Origin of the sequence: Streptomyces uncialis (assembly GCF_001905345.1) — a bacterium.
Lineage (GTDB): Bacteria > Actinomycetota > Actinomycetes > Streptomycetales > Streptomycetaceae > Streptomyces > Streptomyces uncialis.
Map to the genome: position 1 here is coordinate 171,102 of NZ_LFBV01000007.1, position 18,290 is coordinate 189,391.

Consider the following 18,290-nt stretch of genomic DNA (forward strand, 5'->3'; position numbering starts at 1 on the left):
CCGGAATTCTCGCCGACAGGACCCACGTGAACCATTCCCCCCTCGGTCTGTACAGCCCTGCCCGCGAACACAGCGACTGCGGTGTCGGCTTCGTGACCCGTCTCGACGGCGTGCCGAGCCACGACGTCATCCGCAAGGGCGACGAAGCGCTCCGCGCCATCCCGCACCGCGGCGGCAAGTCCGCCGAAGGTGTCGGCGACGGCGCGGGCGTGAGCGTCGATCTGTCGGTGGAGTTCTTCGGCGCGCTCACCGGCGAAGAACTGCGCGCCGGACACTTCGGCGTCGCGAACTGCTTCGTCCCGACCGACGCCGCCCGCCGCGCCGCCGCGGTCGACCTCGTCGCCCGGAGCATCGCGGGCCAGGGGTTCGAGGTCCTGCTGGTCCGCGACGTCCCCGTGGACCACGGCGTCGCCCGGCCCGCGGCCGAGCGGTACCAGCTGCCCGTCGTGCAATGGGTGTTCCGTGCCCCCGAGGACTGGGAACGCGCCGAGGTCGACGCCGCGGCCCACCGCGCGCTGCTCGCCGTCGAGTCCGTCGCCTACGCCGACGACACCCACAGCGGGCTGTACCCGCTGTCCCTGAGCGCGCGGACGCAGGTGCTCAAGGGACGGCTCAACTCCGACGAGGTCATCGGCTACTTCCGCGACCTCCGCGACCCCCGGCACTCCGTCCGGTCGCTGTACTTCCACACCCGGTTCTCCACGAACACCGAGCCGCACCCCACCATGGCGCAGCCGTTCCGCCTCATGGCGCACAACGGTGAGCTCAACACCGACCGCAAGAACCGGCTCTCCGACGAGGCACTCGCCCGCGCCCGCACCCGGAGCATCGTGCGCCCACCCGGGCAGTCGGACTCCAGCAGGCTCGACCAGACCTTGCAGAGCCGGGTGTTCGACGACGGACTGGACATCGTCGAGGCGGTCGTGTCCCTCATGCCGCCCGCGTGGGAGAACGACCGCACCCTGCCCACCGCCGTCCGCGACATGCTGGAGTACTTCTCCCTGTACGAGGAGAAGAACGACGGCCCGGCGGCCGTGATCTTCAGCGACGGGAACGTCGTCGGCGCCCGCCTCGACCGGCTCGGACTGCGCCCGCTGCGCACGGTGGAGACCGCCGACTACCTCATGGTGTCGTCGGAGGCCGGCCAGGTCGCCTTCCCCGACGACGAGGTCGTCCACCGGGGCCGTATCGAGGCCGGCGGCATGCTCGTCGTCGACCACCGCACCGGCCGCCGGATGCGCACCCGCGAGATCCTCGACACCCTCGCCGCACGCCGCCCCTACTCCGAACTGCTCACCGCGGCACGGGTCGACCTCGACGACCTCCCCGCCCCCGACTACGAGCGCGGTACGACGACGCTCGGGTACGACGGCGACCTCACGCTCGCCGGGCGGTACGTGGCGTACTCGCTGAACCAGGAGAGCTTCCGGTTCATGCTCGACCCGATGCTCGCCAACGGGTCCGAACGGATCTCGGCGATGGGGTACGGCAACGCCATCAACGCGCTCAGCGACACCGAGGGCGGTATGGCGAAGTACTTCTCGCAGCGCTTCGCCCAGGTGACCAACCCGCCGCTCGACAGCATCCGCGAGGCCGACGGCATGAGCATGCGGGTCGCCCTCGGCCCGAAGCCCGACGGCACCGGCGACACCAACGGCAGGCAGCTCGTCCTGTCCTCGCCCGTGCTCGGACACCTCGACATGGTCCGGCTGCGCGACCAGCGGATCGTCCCGCTGGAGCGGTTCGCCATGCTCTACGTCCCGGTGACCGGTGACGAGACCGCGAACGCCGACGCGCTGCGGTCCGCCCTCGACCGGCTCTGCGACGACGTCGAGCGGTTCGCCACCGAGGGGGGCGGCATCGCGCTCCTCACCGACCGGGCCATCTCCTCGACCCACGCTCCGCTGCCGGTGATCCACGCCGTCGCGGCGGTGAACCAGCGCCTCATCGAGACAGGGCTGCGGCTGCGCGTCTCGATCGTGACGGAAAGCGGTCAGCTGGCCTCCTCCCACCATGTCGCGACCGCCCTCGGCTTCGGCGCCTCCGCCGTCTACAGCCTCAGCGCACGGCTGCGCGCCGAGGAGAAGCACCCGAGCGCACCCGCGCCCGCGGGCGAGATCACCGCCACCGATCTGGCGCTGGCGAGATTCCGCAAGGCGGCCGAGAAGTCGCTCGCCAAGACCATGGGCCGCGTCGGGCTGTGCACCGCCGAGAGCTACATCGGCGGCGAGTTCTTCGAACCGAACTACCTCGACACCCGCGACGACGTGTTCGCCCGGATCTTCCCGCACATGGACGCCCCGGTCGGCGGTGTCGGCTTCGCCCGGGTCGCGCAGGCCGCGACGGACTGGCACGAGCGGGCCCGCACGGTGGAGACCGAGCAGCAGATCCCGCTGCTCGGCCTGTTCAAGGAACGGTCGGACGGCGCCGGGCACTCGTTCGGCGTCACCGCCGTGCGCGGCTTCGGCGGGATGACCGAGGAGCGGCCGGAGTTCGGCCGCCCGGCCGACCCGGAGGCGCTGCGCCTGCTCACCCTCGGCCAGCTCGACGACGCGTTCGGCATCACCGACACTGCGTACCGGAACACCGGGTACGACGCGCTCAGCGACGCAGAGATCGACGCGTTCCGGATCACCCCCGGATACCGCGCCTTCCTGCGGACCACCCACGAGGAGCGGGCCCGCCGCCCGGCCGCGCTGCGCGATGTCCTCGCGCTGCCCGCGGACGTCACCGGGCTGCGCACCCCGGAGGAATTCGCCCGGGAGCTCGGCCGGTTCTCCCTCACCGGCAACGCGAACGTCATGGTCCGCGGGATGACCGTCTCCGTCCAGGAACCGGACACCGGCACGACACCGCCGGACGGCACCGTCACCGCCCGGCTGCGCCTCATGGCCCCGGGACCCGACGGGGCGCGGCGGCACACCGCGCTCGCCGACGGACTCGCGCTCGCGCATCCGGACGAGGCCGTCACCCGGGAGACGGACGCCGACGGTGTCGTCGTCGCCGCGGTCGGCACCGCCGCGCGACTGCTCACGCTCCTCACGGGCGCGCCCGGGAGCCTGGAGCCCGACGAGGTGCAGCCCGCGCACGAGATCACCCGCGCGCTGGCCTCCGGCGCGATGAGCCACGGCGCGCTGGTGGCGACCGCGCACGAGGCCGTCGCGCACGGCACGAACATGGTCGGCGGCATGTCGAACAGCGGCGAGGGCGGCGAGCACCACTCCCGGTACGGCACCATCCGCGGCTCCCGGATCAAGCAGTTCGCGTCCGGCCGGTTCGGTATCTGGGCGGGCTACCTCGCCGACCCGATGCTCCAGGAGCTGGAGATCAAGATCGGCCAGGGCGCGAAGCCCGGCGAGGGCGGCCAGCTGCCCGCGCCGAAGGTCACCGTCGACATCGCGGCGGCCCGCGGCGGCACCCCCGGCATCGAGCTCATCTCACCGCCGCCGCACCACGACACCTACTCGATCGAGGACCTCGCGCAGCTCATCCACGACTGCAAGGCCGCGCGGGTCCGGGTCGTCGTCAAGCTCGTGTCCTCGGAGGGCATCGGCACCATCGCGGTCGGCGTCGCCAAGGCCGGCGCGGACGTGATCAACGTCGCCGGGAACACCGGCGGCACCGGCGCCGCCGCCGTCACCAGCCTCAAGTACGCCGGGCGGTCGGCGGAGATCGGCGTCGCCGAGGTGCACCAGGCGCTCGTCGCCAACGGGCTCCGGCAGAAGGTCACCCTGCGCTGCTCCGGCGCGCACCAGACCGGCGGCGACGTCGTCACCTCGGCCCTGCTCGGGGCCGACAGCTTCGAGTTCGGTACGACCGCGCTCATGATGCTCGGCTGTGTCATGGCGAAGAACTGCAATGTGAAGTGCCCCGCCGGGCTCACCACGAACGCCGAGGCGTTCGAGGGCGACCCGCGCGCGCTCGCGCAGTACCTGCTCAACATCGCGCACGACGTCCGGCAGATCCTCGCCCGCCTCGGACTGCGCTCGTTGCGCGACGCCCGGGGACGCACGGACCTGCTGCAACTGCTCGACCACCCCGCGAGCGTCGGACGCCTCGACGTACGGCGGCTGCTCGCGCGCGTGCCGGAGAAGACGGTCGCTGACCCGGAGTACCTGGAGAAGGACTTCACCACCGACGACGCCCTGATCGAGCTCGTCCGGGCCGCGCTCCTCGACCGGCGCGAGCCCACCGCGCTCATCGAGGGCATCCGGCTCGGCAACAGCGACAAGTCGGTCGGCGGACAGCTCGGCATCGATGTCGAACGGCTCCTCAACCATGAACTCGGCGCCGACGACCTCGCGGGCGTGCCCGCGGTCGTGACCGACGACCGGGGCCGTCGCCGCCTCGCCGACGGCGCCGTCCGCATCCGCACCACCGGGTCCGCCGGCCAGTCGTACGGCGTGTTCTGCAACGACGGAGTCACACTCGAACACACCGGCACCGCGAACGACGGTGTCGGCAAGAGCCAGAGCGGCGGCCGGATCGTCGTCCGCGCCCCGGGCGGCGGCAGCGCCGAACGCGGCGGCAACGTGCTCATCGGGAACTTCGCGCTGTTCGGCGCGACCGGCGGCCGGACGTTCGTCCAGGGGGAGGCCGGTGACCGGTTCGCCGTGCGCAACTCCGGCGCGACCGCGGTCGTGGAGGGCGTCGGGGACTTCGGCTGCGAGTACATGACCGGCGGCACCGTGCTCAACCTCGGCGGCTTCGGCAAGGGCCTCGGCAACGGTATGAGCGGCGGGTTCCTCTACCAGTACGACCCGTCGGGCGAGCTGAGCGGCCGGGTGAGCGCCGACTCCCTGCGGGTGTTCCCGGTGACCGGCACCGAGCACGGCGCCTTCCACGAGGAAGCCGTGCGGCTGCTGCTGGAGTGGCATCTGGAGGCCACCGGCTCGAAGCTCGCGGCCCGGCTGCTGGCGGACTGGAGCACCGAGCGGCGGCACATGTACTGCGGGATGCCGCGGTCGCTGCTGCTGTACCAGGACGCCACCGAGATCCTCGCCGCCGCGACCCGCTCCGAGCTCCTCGACGAGCTCGCGACATCGATCGCGACGGACAAGCTCCGCGCGTTCAAGGTCGACTACCGCGACCGCCGTACCGTGCTCGGCGGCCGTGCCCCGGCGCTCGGCGACCAGGGCGGCGACGACATGTTCTCGCTGCTGTCGTCGTACACGGTGCTCGGCGTCGCGCAGGACCTCGCGCTCAAGCGGGTGCCCGGCGCGAGCGGCCTGGACGATCCCCGGGTCGCCGAGGCCGTCCGCAACCTCGTGCTGACCGAGGACTTCTTCGTCAAGCAACGCGTCGTGAAGTACCTGCGCGGCACCCTGGAGCGGTTCGGCGACGACGAGCTCGCCACGCTCATCGCGATCAAGCGTCTCGACGACTACAAGCGCGCGCTGACGCAGCGGAACAACCTGAGCGTGGACGCCCCCGGCACCTACGGCTGGATCATCCACCAGACCACGAAGAACGTCGGCCGCGTCCGGGCCGCCCGGTTCGACGAACTCCTCGCGACCGCGGCACTTGAGGACATCGCCGGACGACGCACCCCGCAGGCCCCGACCGAAGCGGTGACCACATGAAGCTGATGTCCCCGACCGGTTCCCTCATCCCGGCCGACGCGCCGTTCTCCGCCGAACAGGAGTCCTGGCTCGCCGGGTTCATCGCCGGTATCGCCGCCGCCGGACGCCGGGAGCCCCCGGCGGGCGACGCGCCCACGGCGACCGTCGACGTGCTGTTCGGCACCCAGACCGGGAGCGCCGAACTCCTCGCCGGTGAGCTCGTCGCCGGGGCCCGCGCCCGCGGCCTCGGCGGCAGCGCCACCGAGCTCGACGCCGTCACACCCGAGCGGCTCGCCACGATGTCCCACCTGCTCATCGTCACCTCCACGTACGGCGAGGGCGAGATGCCCGACAACGCCGGACTGTTCTGGGAAGCGCTCCAGGCCGACGGAGCACCGCGGCTGGAAGGGCTGCGCTACGCGGTCCTCGGCCTCGGCGACCGGGGCTACGACGACTTCTGCCAGGCCGCCAGGCTCGTCGACACCCGGCTGGAGCAGCTCGGAGCCACCCGGCTGCACGACCGCGTCGACTGCGACGTCGACTTCGAGGAGCCCGCCGCGGCCTGGACCGCCGCCGTCCTGGACCGGCTCGTCGCCGAGACCGGCACCACGACGGGCGCGGGCGCGGCGGCTGCCGGGGACCCGTCCGCCGCGGCGCCCCCGCCCGCCAGGACCCGCTCCCCCTGGAACAAGCGCAACCCGTACCCCTCCCGCCTCGTGGTGAACCGGCTGCTCTCCTCGCCGGACAGCGCGAAGGAGATCCGCCACTACGAATTCGACCTCGGCGACAGCGGCATCACCTACGCGGCCGGTGACTCGCTCGCCGTCACACCGGTGAACGACGACGCGCTCGTCGGCGCCTTCCTCGAACACCTCGGCGCGAGCGGCGACGAGGACATCGACGGCCGGCCGCTCGCCGGAGTGCTGCGCACCGGACGTGAGATCCGCACCCCGTCGAAGGACCTCGTCGCCGACCTCGTCGAGCGCGCGCCGACGAGCGAGCTCGCCGCGATCGTCGCGCACGGCGACCGGTCCGACCTGGACTCCTGGCTCCGGGGCCGGGACGTGCTCGACCTGCTCCGGGACGCCGGATCCGCCGCACCCGGCCTCGAAGAGCTGCTGCCGCTGCTGCGCCCGCTCCAGGCACGGCAGTACTCGATCTCGTCCAGCCCGCTCGCCCACCCGGACCGGGTCCACCTCACCGTCGCGTCCGTCCGCTACGGCACCCCGGACCGCCGGTACGAGGGTGTCGCGTCCACGTATCTCGCGGACCGGGTCGGCGGGGACGAGCGGGACGCCGTCGTCGGGGTCCATCTCCAGCCGAACGCCTCCTTCCGCGTCCCGGCGGACGACAGCACCCCGATGATCATGATCGGCCCCGGCACCGGCATCGCCCCGTTCCGCGGCTTCCTGCACGAGCGCGCCGCGCGCGGCGCCTGTGGCCGCAACTGGCTGTTCTTCGGGGACCAGCACCGCCGCACCGACTTCGTCTACGAGGACGAGCTGACCGAGCTGGGGGAGTGCGGGGTGCTCACCCGTCTCGACCTCGCGTTCTCACGCGACCAGGCCGAGAAGGTCTATGTGCAGACGCGGATGCGCGAGCGGTCGCGCGAGCTGTACGGATGGCTTGAGGACGGCGCGCACGTGTATGTCTGCGGCGACGCCTCCCGGATGGCGAAGGACGTCGAGTCCGCACTGCTGGGCGTCATCGCCGGGCAACGCGGACGCGGTGACGACGATGCCGCGCAGTACCTGGCGGACCTGCGCCGGGCCAAGCGCTATGTGCGGGACGTATACTGAGGATGACGGACCATCAGTTCGAGCCGCCGCACACCGACGGCCTGTGCGCGTTCGAGGAACGCTGCGAACGGCGGAACAGCACCGTGCGTCTGATCGACGCCACGATGCCGGAGCTCGCGCACTGCCTGACGCTCTTCCGGCATGTCCAGGCGGTCACCGGCGGGCCGGTCGCCCGGATCGACCAGGCCGGCAGCTACGCGGTCCCGAGCCTGCGCGGCGAGGCGTTCGCCGTCCGGCCGGGCTCGATCGCGCTGCGCATCGACGGTGACTGCGACGGCGTCGCCTCGGCCGTGGTCGTACGGGACGAGGGCACCGGCACGGTCGCCCTGCACCTGTTCGACGCGGACGGCCGGACGGCGCACCAGGGGCGGCTGCTCTCCGAGGCGGACCGTCTGCTGGTCGGACTCGCCCGCCCGGTCGGCGCCGGGACACCCGCCCCCGGACCGTCCGCGCCCTCCGGCACGGCGGATTGGGAGAACGGCGACCAGCTCGCGCAGTTCGACGCGGTCCTCGTGGACGGCGGGGTCGCCCGGCGCAGGGGGTTCGACCGGTACCGGGGCGAGCACCGGACGATCGATGCCGGGGTCGTGCCCGAGGTGCTCGACCATGTCTGCTCCGCCGGGCTGCCGATCGGGGTCGCGGTGTTCGCCCCGGCGGCCATGCAGGCGTGCAGCGGCCTGGTGCACGTCACCGACCAGACCATCGGCGGCCAGGTGTTCGCGGCGGTCGCCGAGAGCTCGGTGGAGATCGAAATGACGCGGGTCCGGGCCTGCCACCTCGTCCGCTCCACGGCCGCGCACGGCCCGACCTCGGCCATCGAGCTCGACGACGAGGACGGGCGCTGCGTCGCGGTCCTCACCCAGTTCGGGATCGTCGGGGAGCGCGTCCACGCCCAGTGGGAGCATCTGGCGGCGTCGCTGCCCGGCGCGTAGTACGCCGGGGCAGGTGGAGAACCACGCGTCGGTGGGTCGCGTTGCGGCGACCCGCTCGCGGACCCGCCGCCGGGGAAAGCAGGGCTCGCCGCCGGGGGAGGCGGGCCCGGCGCGGCCCGTGGTCTCGGCGCGGTGGCGGTGTCAGACCCGGGGTGCCGCTCTGACGAGCTGCGCGAGATGGACGGCCGCGTCCCGGAGGGGGGTGTCGTCCGCGGTCACCCGGCTCAGCAGCTCGGCGCCCTCCAGCATGCTGATGACCGTCCCGGCGAGCGAGCGGGCCTCGGCCGACGGGATACCGCTCCCGGTCAGCTTCGTCGTGACGAGGTCCTGCCAGCGGGTCAGTGCCTGGGTCGCGGCCTCCTGGAGGCCGGGAACCCGGCCGACGGTCTCCAGCGCGGTGACCGCGACCGGGCAGCCGTCGCTCCAGTCGGACCGTCTGAGGTCGTCGGCCAGCAGCAGGGCGCAGGCGGCCGTGGCCTCGGCCGGGTCCGCGGACGAGGCGAGCCCTGCCGCCAGCATCTCGCCGAACTCCCGCGCGCCATGGTGCATCGCCTCGATGGCGAGCTCCTGCTTGCCCCCGGGGAAGAAGTGGTAGACGGAGCTGGGTGACGCCTGCGCGGTACCGGCGATGCGTTTGACCGAGGTGCTCTCGTATCCCTGCTGCTGGAGCAGGGCGGCCGTGGCCCGGATGATCCGGCGGCGGGTGTCGGCGTCGGACGGGCGCGGGGATGGTGGGGTGGCTGCCATACCGGCGAGTGTACTGGTTGGAACGTTCGGTCCAGCATGCCGTAGGGTCTGGATCGAACGTTCCAACCAGAGCAATGGACGGATAGCGATGAAAGCAGCGGCATCATCTTCGCGGGGGAGCCACCCGGGGTACGGGCGCATGTTCGCGCCGGGCGAGCTGACCGTGGGGCTGTTCCTGCCCCTGTGGCCCTACGCCGGGGACATGGCGGGCCTGCGCGGTCATACCGAGGTCGTCCAGCAGGCCGATCGGGGAGGGTTCGCCGCCGCCTGGGTCCGGGACGTCCCGCTGGCCGACCCCTCCTTCGGGGATGTGGGGCAGGTGTACGACCCGTGGACCGCGCTGACCTGGCTCGCGGCGCACACCTCCCGGATCTCCCTCGCGGCAGGCAGTGTGATCTTCCCTTTGCGGCACCCCATCGACCTCGCCAAGCAGGCGGCCTCGGTGGACCACCTCAGCGGGGGGCGGCTGGTGCTCGGCGCGGCTTCCGGCGACCGGCCGGTGGAGTTCCCCGCGTACGGCCTGGACCACGCGACGCGGGGCGTCCGGTACCGCGAGGCGGTCGACGCGTTCCGCGGGCTGCTGGACGCGGAACGGTCAGGAGGTGCCCATCTGCTGCCGAAGCCGGTGCACGGCCGGATACCGCTCCTGGTCACCGGTTCCTCCCAGCAGTCCCCCGACTGGATCGCCGAGCACGCCGACGGATGGCTGGTCTATCCGGGGGCCACCGCCACCGCCGAAGGCCCCCGGGCCCTCGGAAACAAGATCGGGGCATGGCGGGAGCTGGTGCCCGGCCGGGAGTTCCGTCCGGTCGTCACCAATGAGTGGATCGACCTGGACGAGGACCCGGGGTACCCGCCGACCCCCTTGCGGGGCGGATTCGTGCTGCGTACGGGTACGGAGGGACTGCGCGAACTGCTGGGCCGCTGGAAGGCGGCCGGGGTCAACCACGGCGCGCTCGGAATCCAGCACGGCCGACGGCCCGCGGCGGAGGTGGTGGCGCAGCTCACCGAAGAGGTCGTCCCGCACTTCCCGGCCCTGACGGCCACCGCTCCGGCGGCACCGGCGTGGTGACCCCGATCCGCTCCGCGGACCCCGGCGTCGCGGGCGACGACGTGACGGACCCCGGCGCGTTCCGTGACGCGATGCGGCACTGGGCGACGGGCGTCGCGGTCATCACCACCCGGAGCCCGCTCGGGCCGCACGGGATGACCGTCAACTCCGTGCTGTCGGTGTCGCTCGACCCTCCCACCCTGCTGATCTCCCTGAAACGGGGCAGCCGCACCCAGGGCGTCGTCGAGCGGACCGGCCGCTTCACCGTGAACGTCCTCACCGCGGGCCAGCACGCCCTCGCCGACCGCTTCACCCGGCGCCGGGTGTTCGGGGACGAGGAGTTCCGGGGGTTGTGCCACCGGCCGTCCCCCGAGGGAGGCGGTCCGGAGCTGGAAGGCAGTGCCGCGGTCCTGGGCTGCCGGGTGACCCGGCAGGTGGAGGTCGCGGACCACGTCCTGGTCATCGCGCGGGTCACCGGTGTCCGTGTGCCGTCCGCCGGTGACCTTGAGGGACCGCTCCTGTACGCGGGCCGGAGCTACCGGAGTCTCGCGGACCGGGAAGGGGCCGCCGGGGGGAATGCCGGGCGGGAGAGGGGAACCGGGGTGATCGCCGAGCTCTCCGGCCCGCCCGGCCGGGGCTGACCGCGTGCGGCGACGGAGGTCCGGCGACCGGCGGGAAGCGCCGGTCACCGGACCTCCGCCCCACCGGTCCCGGGCGAGGTCAGCCCCGGTCGGCGGAGTGGTGATCCGTGGAGACGGGCCGGATCACTTCTTGCCGAACAGACCGCCCTCGAACGTGGCCCAGTCGTACATCTGGTGCACCGCCTGGCCCAGGATCGGAATGCTGATGTGCTCGAAGACGTCCTCGATCAGGTCGATGTCACCCGTGTTGTTGATCAGCGGGGCGTTGATGTTGATCAGGCCGCCCGAGAGGGGGGACGACTGCTGGTCCTGCGCGTGGGCGGTACCGCTCGACAGGGCGAGGGCGGCACCGGTCGCCACGGTCGCCATGAAAGCCGCACAGCGGACACGACGGTTCATTCGCACTCCGATCCAGGGATCTCGGATTCAAGGGAGTTCAGCCCAGCCCGCAACACCCTTGCGTACAAGGGGTGTTGAGGAAGGTTGCTGCTGTGGGGGGCTGAAGTGAGCGACAGCTTGCCACCGAGTCAAGTCGAAGTAAAGTGCCTGGTCACAATGAAATGATCATGGCTGGTTCGCCCGAACCCCACCCGGATTGAGGGGGATTCACCGGCGCGGAAGGGTCGCCGTACGAACGCGGACCCGGCCGCGACGGCACACCGGTCAACCTCCTTGACCACCAACGGCGTTCACTGATCACACCGCCGCACACAGACCACGGCCAGCAGCGCCGGAACGAGCGTCCACACCGCCACCCACCCACCCACCGAACACGGTCGTGACGACCGTGACCACGACGACCTTCGCGCCCATCGCCGTATGCCGTGCGGGCACCGCCGCGAACGTCGTCCGGATGGTGCACGTGCCGTACTCGCCGACGATGACGGGCGCGACGATGGCGCCGAGGGCGATCATCATGACCAGGGCGGCGTTCCCGGTGAACGCCTGCTGCAAGGACATTCCTTCGCGTACGAAGGACGCCCGCCCGGCCGTGTCACGTTCCGTCCAGTGGCTGACGAGGTCATGGGCCACCCCCGCACCGGCCGCCTCCGCATCCGCCCGGCCGGGCCGTAGGGTGGTCGCCGTCAGGACCGGACACCGGGTGGGCGCGGTACGCCCGCCCACGGGGGAGGGGACGTGTTGAGCAGCACACTGCTCGCGGGGCTACTGCCCCCACAGGTGATCAGCGCCGAGGCGTACACCGATCCGCCGGGAGTGTTCCTGTACCCCGAGGAAGAGGCCGTGATCACACGGGCCGTGGACAAGCGGCGGCGCGAGTTCACGACGGGCCGGTACTGCGCCCGGCAGGCGCTGACCGCGCTCGGTGTGACCCCCGGGCCGCTGCCACGCGGTGAGCGGGGCGCCCCGGTGTGGCCCGCCGGGGTCGTCGGATCGCTGACCCACTGCGACGGCTACCGCGCCGCCGCCGTCGCCCACCGCTCCGAGGTGACCTCCCTCGGCGTCGACGCCGAACCCCATGCCCGGCTGCCCGACGACGTACTCGGCGGTGTCACCCTGCCCGCCGAACGGGACGCGCTGGCCGTGCTCGAACGGCGGCACCCGCGACTCCACTGGGACCGGCTGCTGTTCAGCGCCAAGGAGTCGGTCTACAAGACGTGGTTCCCTCTGACCGGCGCCTGGCTCGGCTTCGAGGAGGCGGAGGTGGAGTTCCTCGCGCACCGCGCGGACCCCTGGCCTGCGGGGCACGGCCCGTCGGTGGCCGACGTGGGTGTACCCGGCGTGCCGTCCGTACCCGGTGTACCGGACGGTGCTGCCTACTCGGGTGAGTTCCGGGCGCGGCTGCTGCGTTCGGGGCAGGACCCTGACGGACACCCGCTGCGGGGCTTCGAGGGCCGCTGGCGGGTCGCCCGCGGACTGCTCCTCACCGCCGTCACCTACCGCACCCCCGGAGCCGGGTCCACGAGCGGCTCCGGAGTCTGAACGGCCTTAACGCGACGCCTTCGTACGGCGAAGCCCCGCACGAAGGCGCCCCGGCCGACCGGTTGCCGGGTACCCCATCCGGGCGACCACCCGTGCTCCGCCGCCCGGTCGCCCCCGCCTCCGCGAGACCGGTCGTCCGCGCTTCCCGCAGCCCTCGCGTCCCCGCCTTCCGCAGACCCTCGCCCCTGTCTCGCGCCGGGCGGTCGCCTCGCCTGCCGCCGGGCGGGGGACGTACCCCGCCCCCACCAAGGTTCGTCGCTCCGGACAATCCCCTCCCGCCGCTTCGTTCTCCCGGCCAACTCCGGGCCGCCCCGGACTGCCTACGCTGATCGGACGCTCAGCCGACGATCGCCCAGCCGACCACGAAGGACGGTTACCGATGACCGCAGCAGTCGACCCCGCGCGCTGGACCGATCTGCTCAGCACGGCGGCGGTGAGGCACGGCGTACCAGGTGCCGCGCTGGCGTTCCACCACGACTGCCGGATGCACGAGTTCGCGACCGGGGTGCTCAACCGTGACACCGGCCATCCCGTCCGTACCGACTCCCTGTTCCAGATCGGCTCGATCACCAAGGTGTGGACGGCCACCCAGATCATGCAGTTCGTGGAACAGGGCACCTTCTCGCTCGACACCCCGGTCATCGACGTATGGCCTGAGTTCGAGGTCGGGGACGAGCACCAGACGAAGTCCGTGACCATCCGGCAGCTGCTCAGCCACACCTCCGGCATCGACGGAGACTTCTTCCACGACACCGGGCGCGGCGACGACTGTCTGGACAAGTACGCCGACGCCTGCCGCCAACTCCCGGCGGTCCACCCCATCGGCGCCACCCAGTCCTACTGCAACTCCGGCTTCTCCCTGCTGGGCCGGCTCGTCGAACGGATCACCGGCAGGACCTGGGACGCCGCGCTCCGCGAGCAGATCATCGAACCCCTCGGCCTCACCCACACCTGCACGCTGCCCGAGGAGGTGCTGCGGCACAGCGGCGCCGTCGGACACAGGAAGGACGGCTCGGTGAGCAAGGTCTGGGGGCTGATGCGGTCCGCCGGTCCCGCCGGGCTCATCTGCGCCCGCGCCGCCGACGTGGTGCGCTTCGGTCGCGGCCACCTCTCCGGCGCGCTGCTCAAGCGGCCCGAGGCGATGTGGGAGGCCCAGGTGACGATCCCGGGCCCGATGCCGTTCGCGAGCGAGTGGGGGCTCGGCTGGATGCTGGACACCCTCTCCGGGCGCCGGATCCTCTCCCACGGAGGCACCACGATCGGTCAGTCATCGATGCTGTGGGTCGAACCGGAGTCCGGCTTCACCGCCGCGCTCGTACTGAACGGCGGCAACTCCGTCGCCTTCGAACACGAGCTGGGCACAGCCCTCTTCGGGGAACTGCTCGGTATCGAGGTCCCGCCCCCGCCGGGCCCGCCCGCCACTCCCGTCGACACCGACGCCGCACGCTTCGCCGGGGTGTACGAGAGCGTCGGCGTCAAGATCACCATCACCGCGCGCGACGGTGACGGGCCGCGCCTCGTGATGGAACGCAAGGGCGACCTGGCCGAAACCGCGCCCGGTACGAGCATGGACCTCGTGGCCGTGAGCGGGAACTCGTTCGTCGGACATGTCGAAGGCATGGGCTGGCTGCCGGTGGTCTTCTACGAACTCGCCGACGGCTCGCCGTATCTGCACTTCGGTGTCCGGGCCGTGCCCAAGGCCGACTGACGTAACCCGGTGCGGTGAACGCGGGCCCCAGGAGGGTGCGGGCGGCACCACGGGCACCAGGACGGACGACACGACTGGCGGTACGACGGGCGGCAGTACGCGTCATCGTCCCAAGGGGTGTCAGAGGGCGATCCACTCACGCGACGTGGTGACCTCGTCCAGCAGATCGGGTACGGGGTCCACCCCGGTACCCGGCCCCGTCGGCGCCTCCAGATGACCGTCGACCAGCTCGAACGGTGCCGTGATGTCACTCGCGTAATAGCGGCTGGACGCGGAGGTGTCACCGGGCAGCGAGCAGCCGGGCAGCGCGGCCAGCGCGACGTTCGCCGCCCGCCCGATACCCGTCTCCAGCATGCCCCCGCACCGTACGGCGACCCCGTGCGCCCGGCACAGGTCGTGGATACGGCGCGCTTCGAGACAGCCGCCGACCCGGCCGGGTTTGATGTTCACCACCGAGCACGCGCCCAGCGAGATCGCCGCGGCGGCGTGCGCCGCGGACTCGATGGAGTCGTGGGGGACCCGCCGCCGGGGTCGCGGCCGGGCGACGGGCTCATCCTCGTGCCGCCGTGATCAGTTCGGCGAGCAGCGCCGCCCGGACCGGCATCGTGTCCACCACGACATGCTCGTCGTCGGCGTGCGCGCCGCCCCCGACCGCGCCCAGCCCGTCCAGGGTCGGACAGCCCGCTCCCGCGGTGAAGTTGCCGTCGGACGCGCCACCGACCGCCGCGGCGGTGAGCGGCGGCAGCCCCAGGCGGGCCGCCGCTTCCTGGGCGAGGGTGAACAGCGCGGCGGACGCCTCCCGTTCGAGCGGCGGCCGGTTGGGCCCGCCCCGGACCCGGAGCGAGGCGCCCGGGGTGCGGGCCGTCAGTGCCCGCAGCAGTTCGTCCACCTGCCGCTGCGCGGCGAGGGCCGGGACCCGGACATCGACCTGGAACGTGGCCCGCGCGGGCACGGTGTTCCCGGTGGACCCCGCGGCGAGCACGGTCGGGGTGACCGTGGTCCGCCAGGAACCGTCGTACCCGTGGGACGTGTTGACGACCTCGGCGAGGGCGTCGACTGCCAGGATCTGACGGGCCGCCTCCACAGCGGCGTTCACGCCCTTCTCCGGTTCCAGGCCCGCGTGCGCGGCCTTCCCCAGCACCTCCACCTCGTACCAGGAGGTGCCCTTGCGGGCGGTCTTGAGGGCACCGCCGTCGGCGGACGCCTCCAGCACGAACGTCGCCGCGCAGCCCCGCGCGGCCTCCTCGATCAGGGCGCGCGAGGTCGTCGAACCGACCTCCTCGTCACCGGTGACCAGGACCCGCACCCCCTCCGGCGACGGCAGTGAGCCGAGCGCGTGGAACATCTGCACCAGCCCGGCCTTCATGTCGAAGACCCCCGGCCCCCGGGCGATCCCGTCGGTCACCGACCAGGGGTGGGTGGCCAGTGAACCCATCGGCCACACCGTGTCGTGATGGCCCACGAGCAGTACCCGGGGCGTCCCGAAGGTCCAGCTCAGATGGGGGACGCCCGACACGGTCAGTACCTCGGGCGCGGTGCCCGTCAGTCGCGCGCCCTGCGCGGCGACGACCGCCGCGCTGCGTGTCACCGCCTCGTGGTCCGCCGAGAACGACTCGCACAGCACGAGCTCTTCGAGATCCGCGAGCATCGCCGCCAGTTCCATGGTCTCCTCCGTCTTCGTCGGCCCGGCTCCCCGGCCGGGTCCGGATGCCGTTCACCCGGGGTGCGTGGTGGCGGGCCGCCCGGCGAGGTGCGGCCCGCCGGTGTACGTACCCTTATCGGGGGCGGCCCAGTTCGGCGCGGAACAACCGGTGCACATTGCCGCCGAGTACGGCTTCGACGTCCTTCTCCGGGTGGCCGCGCCGGATGAGCTCCGCCGTCACCAGCGGCAGGCCCGCCGGCCCTTCGAGACCCGGTAGCGCTTCCAGCGGATCGATGCCCTCGATACCGAAGTCCTCGCAGCACGGCGGTGTCACCTCGCTGATCACCTCGCGGACGAAGTCCGGCCCGAGACCGACGTGTGCCGTACCCGCGACGGACGCCACATGCTCGATGTGGTCCACCACCCGGGCCACGGTCCGCTCGGCGGGGTCGGCCGCGAGGAACCCGGGGAAGCAGTTGACGCAGATGACCCCGCCCGTCGCGGCGATCCCACGGATCTGCTCATCGTCAAGATTGTTAGTTGGTGGTGTACGCAAAACACGGACGGAACGCGGACGGCGAGCGCGGACGGCGAGCGCGGACGTGGAGCGGTGGGGGAGGGGCGGACGGCAGCCCGACCGACGGGACCGGACCGTGCGACATCGCGCCCCGACGGTTGTGCGATCGCCAGGGCCATGCCGCGCGGTCCCGTCGTCCTGTCACCCGGTGGCGCCGACCGGTGACCCGCTCAGGCGTACCACCGGCTCACCGGGCGTACCACCGGCTCACCGGGCGTACCACCGGCTCACCGGGCGTACCACCGGCTCATCGGCCGTACCGCCAGGTCAGGCGTGCTGCGGAACCTCGTCCTTCAGCATGCCGCGGAGCTGGTCGCGCAGTTCCGGTGTGTTCTCGTGGCCGTGGACGGACGCCGCGTGTTCGGCGGCGGCGCGTACCACTTCCTCCTCCTCACCCGCGATGGTGAGCGAGCAGTTCGACTCGCTGGGATAGTCCCTGCAATCGGCGACCTTGCGCATGATGTGCCTCCCGTCGGCGAACTGCCGGCGTCGCCGCTTCGGCGGTCGCCGGAACGGGAGGGCGGGGCAGATACGTCGTACTGTCCCTCCAGCCTCCCTCTTCTCACGCCCTGGCGAAAGCCCCGGACGCCCCGCGCGACCGGACGGACACCGCGGGTGGGACCTGGCGGCACACCGTGAAAAGGCGGCGACCCCGGGTGAGGTGCGGGCGGCTCCGCCGGGCCGGAGCGATACCGAAATCGACGCTCACCCGTGAATAGCTTCATCATCTTCCGCCCAGCCGCACCCGGCTGCCAGCATCAGCGCACTGTCACCGGTTCAGGGAGAAAAGATGGCAAACCACAGACGTCTGCGCGCTGTCGCGGCCCTCGCGGCGGTGGCCGCCCTGGCCGTCACCTCCTGCGGTCGCTCCGAGAAGGGGAGCGACGCGGGACCGGGCGCCTCCGCCGCCGAGGGGAAGACCGCCGAGGAACTCGTACCGGCGTCGTTCAGGAAGAGCGGGGTGCTGCGGGTGGCGACCGCCGTCGGCTACCCCCCGATGGAGATGTACAAGCCCGGCACCACCGAGCTGACCGGTGTGGACCCCGACCTCGCCCAGGCCGTCGCCGACGAACTCGGCCTCGAACTCAAGCTCACCAACGCCGCCTTCGACGGGCTGATCCCCGGGCTGAAGTCCAGCCGCTTCGACCTCGTGATGTCCTCCATGACCGACAGCCCCCAGCGACGCCAGGCCGTCGACTTCGTCGACTACTTCCGCACCGGCGGCGTGATCATGACCAAGAAGGGCAACCCGGAGGGCATCAAGACCCTGGACGACCTCTGCGGCAAGAACGTGGTCCTCGCCAAGGGCAGCTCCAACCTGGAGATCGGCCAGCAGAAGAACGCCGAGTGCGACCCCAAGATGCGGATCTCGCAGAGCGAGGACGCCCCCACCGGACTGCTCCAGCTGGAGAGCGGACGCGCGGTCGCCACCATCGTCGACTACCCCGTCGCCGCGATGTTCGCCAAGAAGAACCCCGCCTACCAGGTCCTTCCCACCCAGTACGGCGCCGCGCCCTGGGGCATCGCGGTGAACAAGGACCAGAGCGGTCTGCGGGACGCGGTCCAGAAGGCGCTGCAAGGGCTCATCGACAACGGCGGCTACAAGAAGATCCTCGACAAGTACGGGGTCGCGGACAGCGCCGTGCCGCGGGCCACCGTCAACGACGGCAAGTGAGCCGGACGGTGGACAG

General features: G+C 72.1%; 14 protein-coding genes and 1 pseudogene. 8 read left to right on the plus strand and 7 right to left on the minus strand.

The window, feature by feature from the left end; all coding sequences use genetic code 11:
* Positions 1 to 26: 26 nt before the first annotated feature.
* From AB852_RS25315 to AB852_RS25325, 3 genes are read left to right on the plus strand one after another with little or no spacing between them, the layout of a single operon-like run.
* Positions 27 to 5,582 (plus strand): glutamate synthase-related protein, encoded by a 5,556-nt coding sequence (locus AB852_RS25315; protein ID WP_073792510.1) that lies wholly within the window; start codon positions 27 to 29, stop codon positions 5,580 to 5,582.
* Positions 5,579 to 7,360, plus strand: a complete 1,782-nt coding sequence (locus AB852_RS25320; RefSeq protein ID WP_178391113.1) for a sulfite reductase subunit alpha — start codon at positions 5,579 to 5,581, stop codon at positions 7,358 to 7,360. The genes AB852_RS25315 and AB852_RS25320 overlap by 4 nt, the downstream gene beginning before the upstream one ends.
* A gap of 2 nt (positions 7,361 to 7,362) precedes the next feature.
* A complete protein-coding gene (locus tag AB852_RS25325; protein ID WP_073792511.1) occupies positions 7,363 to 8,292 on the plus strand; it encodes a hypothetical protein in 930 nt (309 codons plus the stop codon).
* A gap of 141 nt (positions 8,293 to 8,433) precedes the next feature.
* Here the strand turns inward: AB852_RS25325 and AB852_RS25330 are convergent, their stop codons facing one another.
* Positions 8,434 to 9,039, minus strand: coding sequence for a TetR/AcrR family transcriptional regulator (locus AB852_RS25330; protein WP_073792512.1), 606 nt, complete (start codon positions 9,037 to 9,039; stop codon positions 8,434 to 8,436).
* Between the two features lie 139 nt (positions 9,040 to 9,178).
* Between AB852_RS25330 and AB852_RS25335 the strand changes: the two genes are divergently transcribed.
* Both AB852_RS25335 and AB852_RS25340 read left to right on the plus strand, forming a co-directional pair.
* Positions 9,179 to 10,111 carry an LLM class oxidoreductase gene (locus AB852_RS25335; protein WP_245876910.1) on the plus strand — a complete coding sequence of 311 codons (933 nt, stop codon included), beginning with the start codon at positions 9,179 to 9,181 and terminating at the stop codon, positions 10,109 to 10,111.
* A complete protein-coding gene (locus AB852_RS25340) occupies positions 10,105 to 10,731 on the plus strand; it encodes a flavin reductase family protein (RefSeq protein WP_073792514.1) in 627 nt (208 codons plus the stop codon). Before AB852_RS25335 ends, AB852_RS25340 begins: the two co-directional genes overlap by 7 nt.
* Before the next feature lie 123 nt (positions 10,732 to 10,854).
* On the opposite strand, the gene AB852_RS25345 is transcribed toward AB852_RS25340, so the two are convergent.
* Both AB852_RS25345 and AB852_RS25350 read right to left on the minus strand, forming a co-directional pair.
* Positions 10,855 to 11,130, minus strand: coding sequence for a hypothetical protein (locus AB852_RS25345; RefSeq protein ID WP_073792515.1), 276 nt, complete (start codon positions 11,128 to 11,130; stop codon positions 10,855 to 10,857).
* 297 nt (positions 11,131 to 11,427) lie between these two features.
* Positions 11,428 to 11,763 carry a hypothetical protein gene (locus AB852_RS25350; protein ID WP_073792516.1) on the minus strand — a complete coding sequence of 112 codons (336 nt, stop codon included), beginning with the start codon at positions 11,761 to 11,763 and terminating at the stop codon, positions 11,428 to 11,430.
* 120 nt (positions 11,764 to 11,883) lie between these two features.
* Between AB852_RS25350 and AB852_RS25355 the strand changes: the two genes are divergently transcribed.
* Positions 11,884 to 12,672, plus strand: coding sequence for a 4'-phosphopantetheinyl transferase family protein (locus AB852_RS25355; RefSeq protein WP_079184942.1), 789 nt, complete (start codon positions 11,884 to 11,886; stop codon positions 12,670 to 12,672).
* A 379-nt stretch (positions 12,673 to 13,051) separates the two neighbouring features.
* Positions 13,052 to 14,380, plus strand: a complete 1,329-nt coding sequence (locus AB852_RS25360) for a serine hydrolase domain-containing protein (RefSeq protein ID WP_073792518.1) — start codon at positions 13,052 to 13,054, stop codon at positions 14,378 to 14,380.
* Between the two features lie 120 nt (positions 14,381 to 14,500).
* On the opposite strand, the pseudogene AB852_RS38825 reads toward AB852_RS25360, so the two are convergent.
* The 4 genes and pseudogenes from AB852_RS38825 to AB852_RS25380 form a co-directional block, all read right to left on the minus strand.
* Positions 14,501 to 14,890 (minus strand): annotated as a pseudogene (locus AB852_RS38825) (enolase C-terminal domain-like protein); the annotation flags it as partial.
* Positions 14,891 to 14,930: 40 nt separating this feature from the next.
* Positions 14,931 to 16,043 carry a M20 family metallopeptidase gene (locus AB852_RS25370; RefSeq protein WP_245876912.1) on the minus strand — a complete coding sequence of 371 codons (1,113 nt, stop codon included), beginning with the start codon at positions 16,041 to 16,043 and terminating at the stop codon, positions 14,931 to 14,933.
* Between the two features lie 112 nt (positions 16,044 to 16,155).
* Complete coding sequence (locus AB852_RS25375) at positions 16,156 to 16,578, minus strand: membrane dipeptidase (protein WP_073792519.1); 423 nt, start codon at positions 16,576 to 16,578, stop codon at positions 16,156 to 16,158.
* 288 nt (positions 16,579 to 16,866) lie between these two features.
* The gene (locus tag AB852_RS25380) at positions 16,867 to 17,058 is read right to left on the minus strand and encodes a DUF1059 domain-containing protein (RefSeq protein ID WP_073792520.1); all 192 of its coding nucleotides are present in this window, start codon (positions 17,056 to 17,058) and stop codon (positions 16,867 to 16,869) included.
* Between the two features lie 331 nt (positions 17,059 to 17,389).
* Here AB852_RS25380 and AB852_RS25385 point away from each other — a divergent pair, with 331 nt between their 5' ends.
* A complete protein-coding gene (locus AB852_RS25385) occupies positions 17,390 to 18,274 on the plus strand; it encodes an ABC transporter substrate-binding protein (protein ID WP_073792521.1) in 885 nt (294 codons plus the stop codon).
* The last annotated feature ends 16 nt before the right edge of the window (positions 18,275 to 18,290 follow it).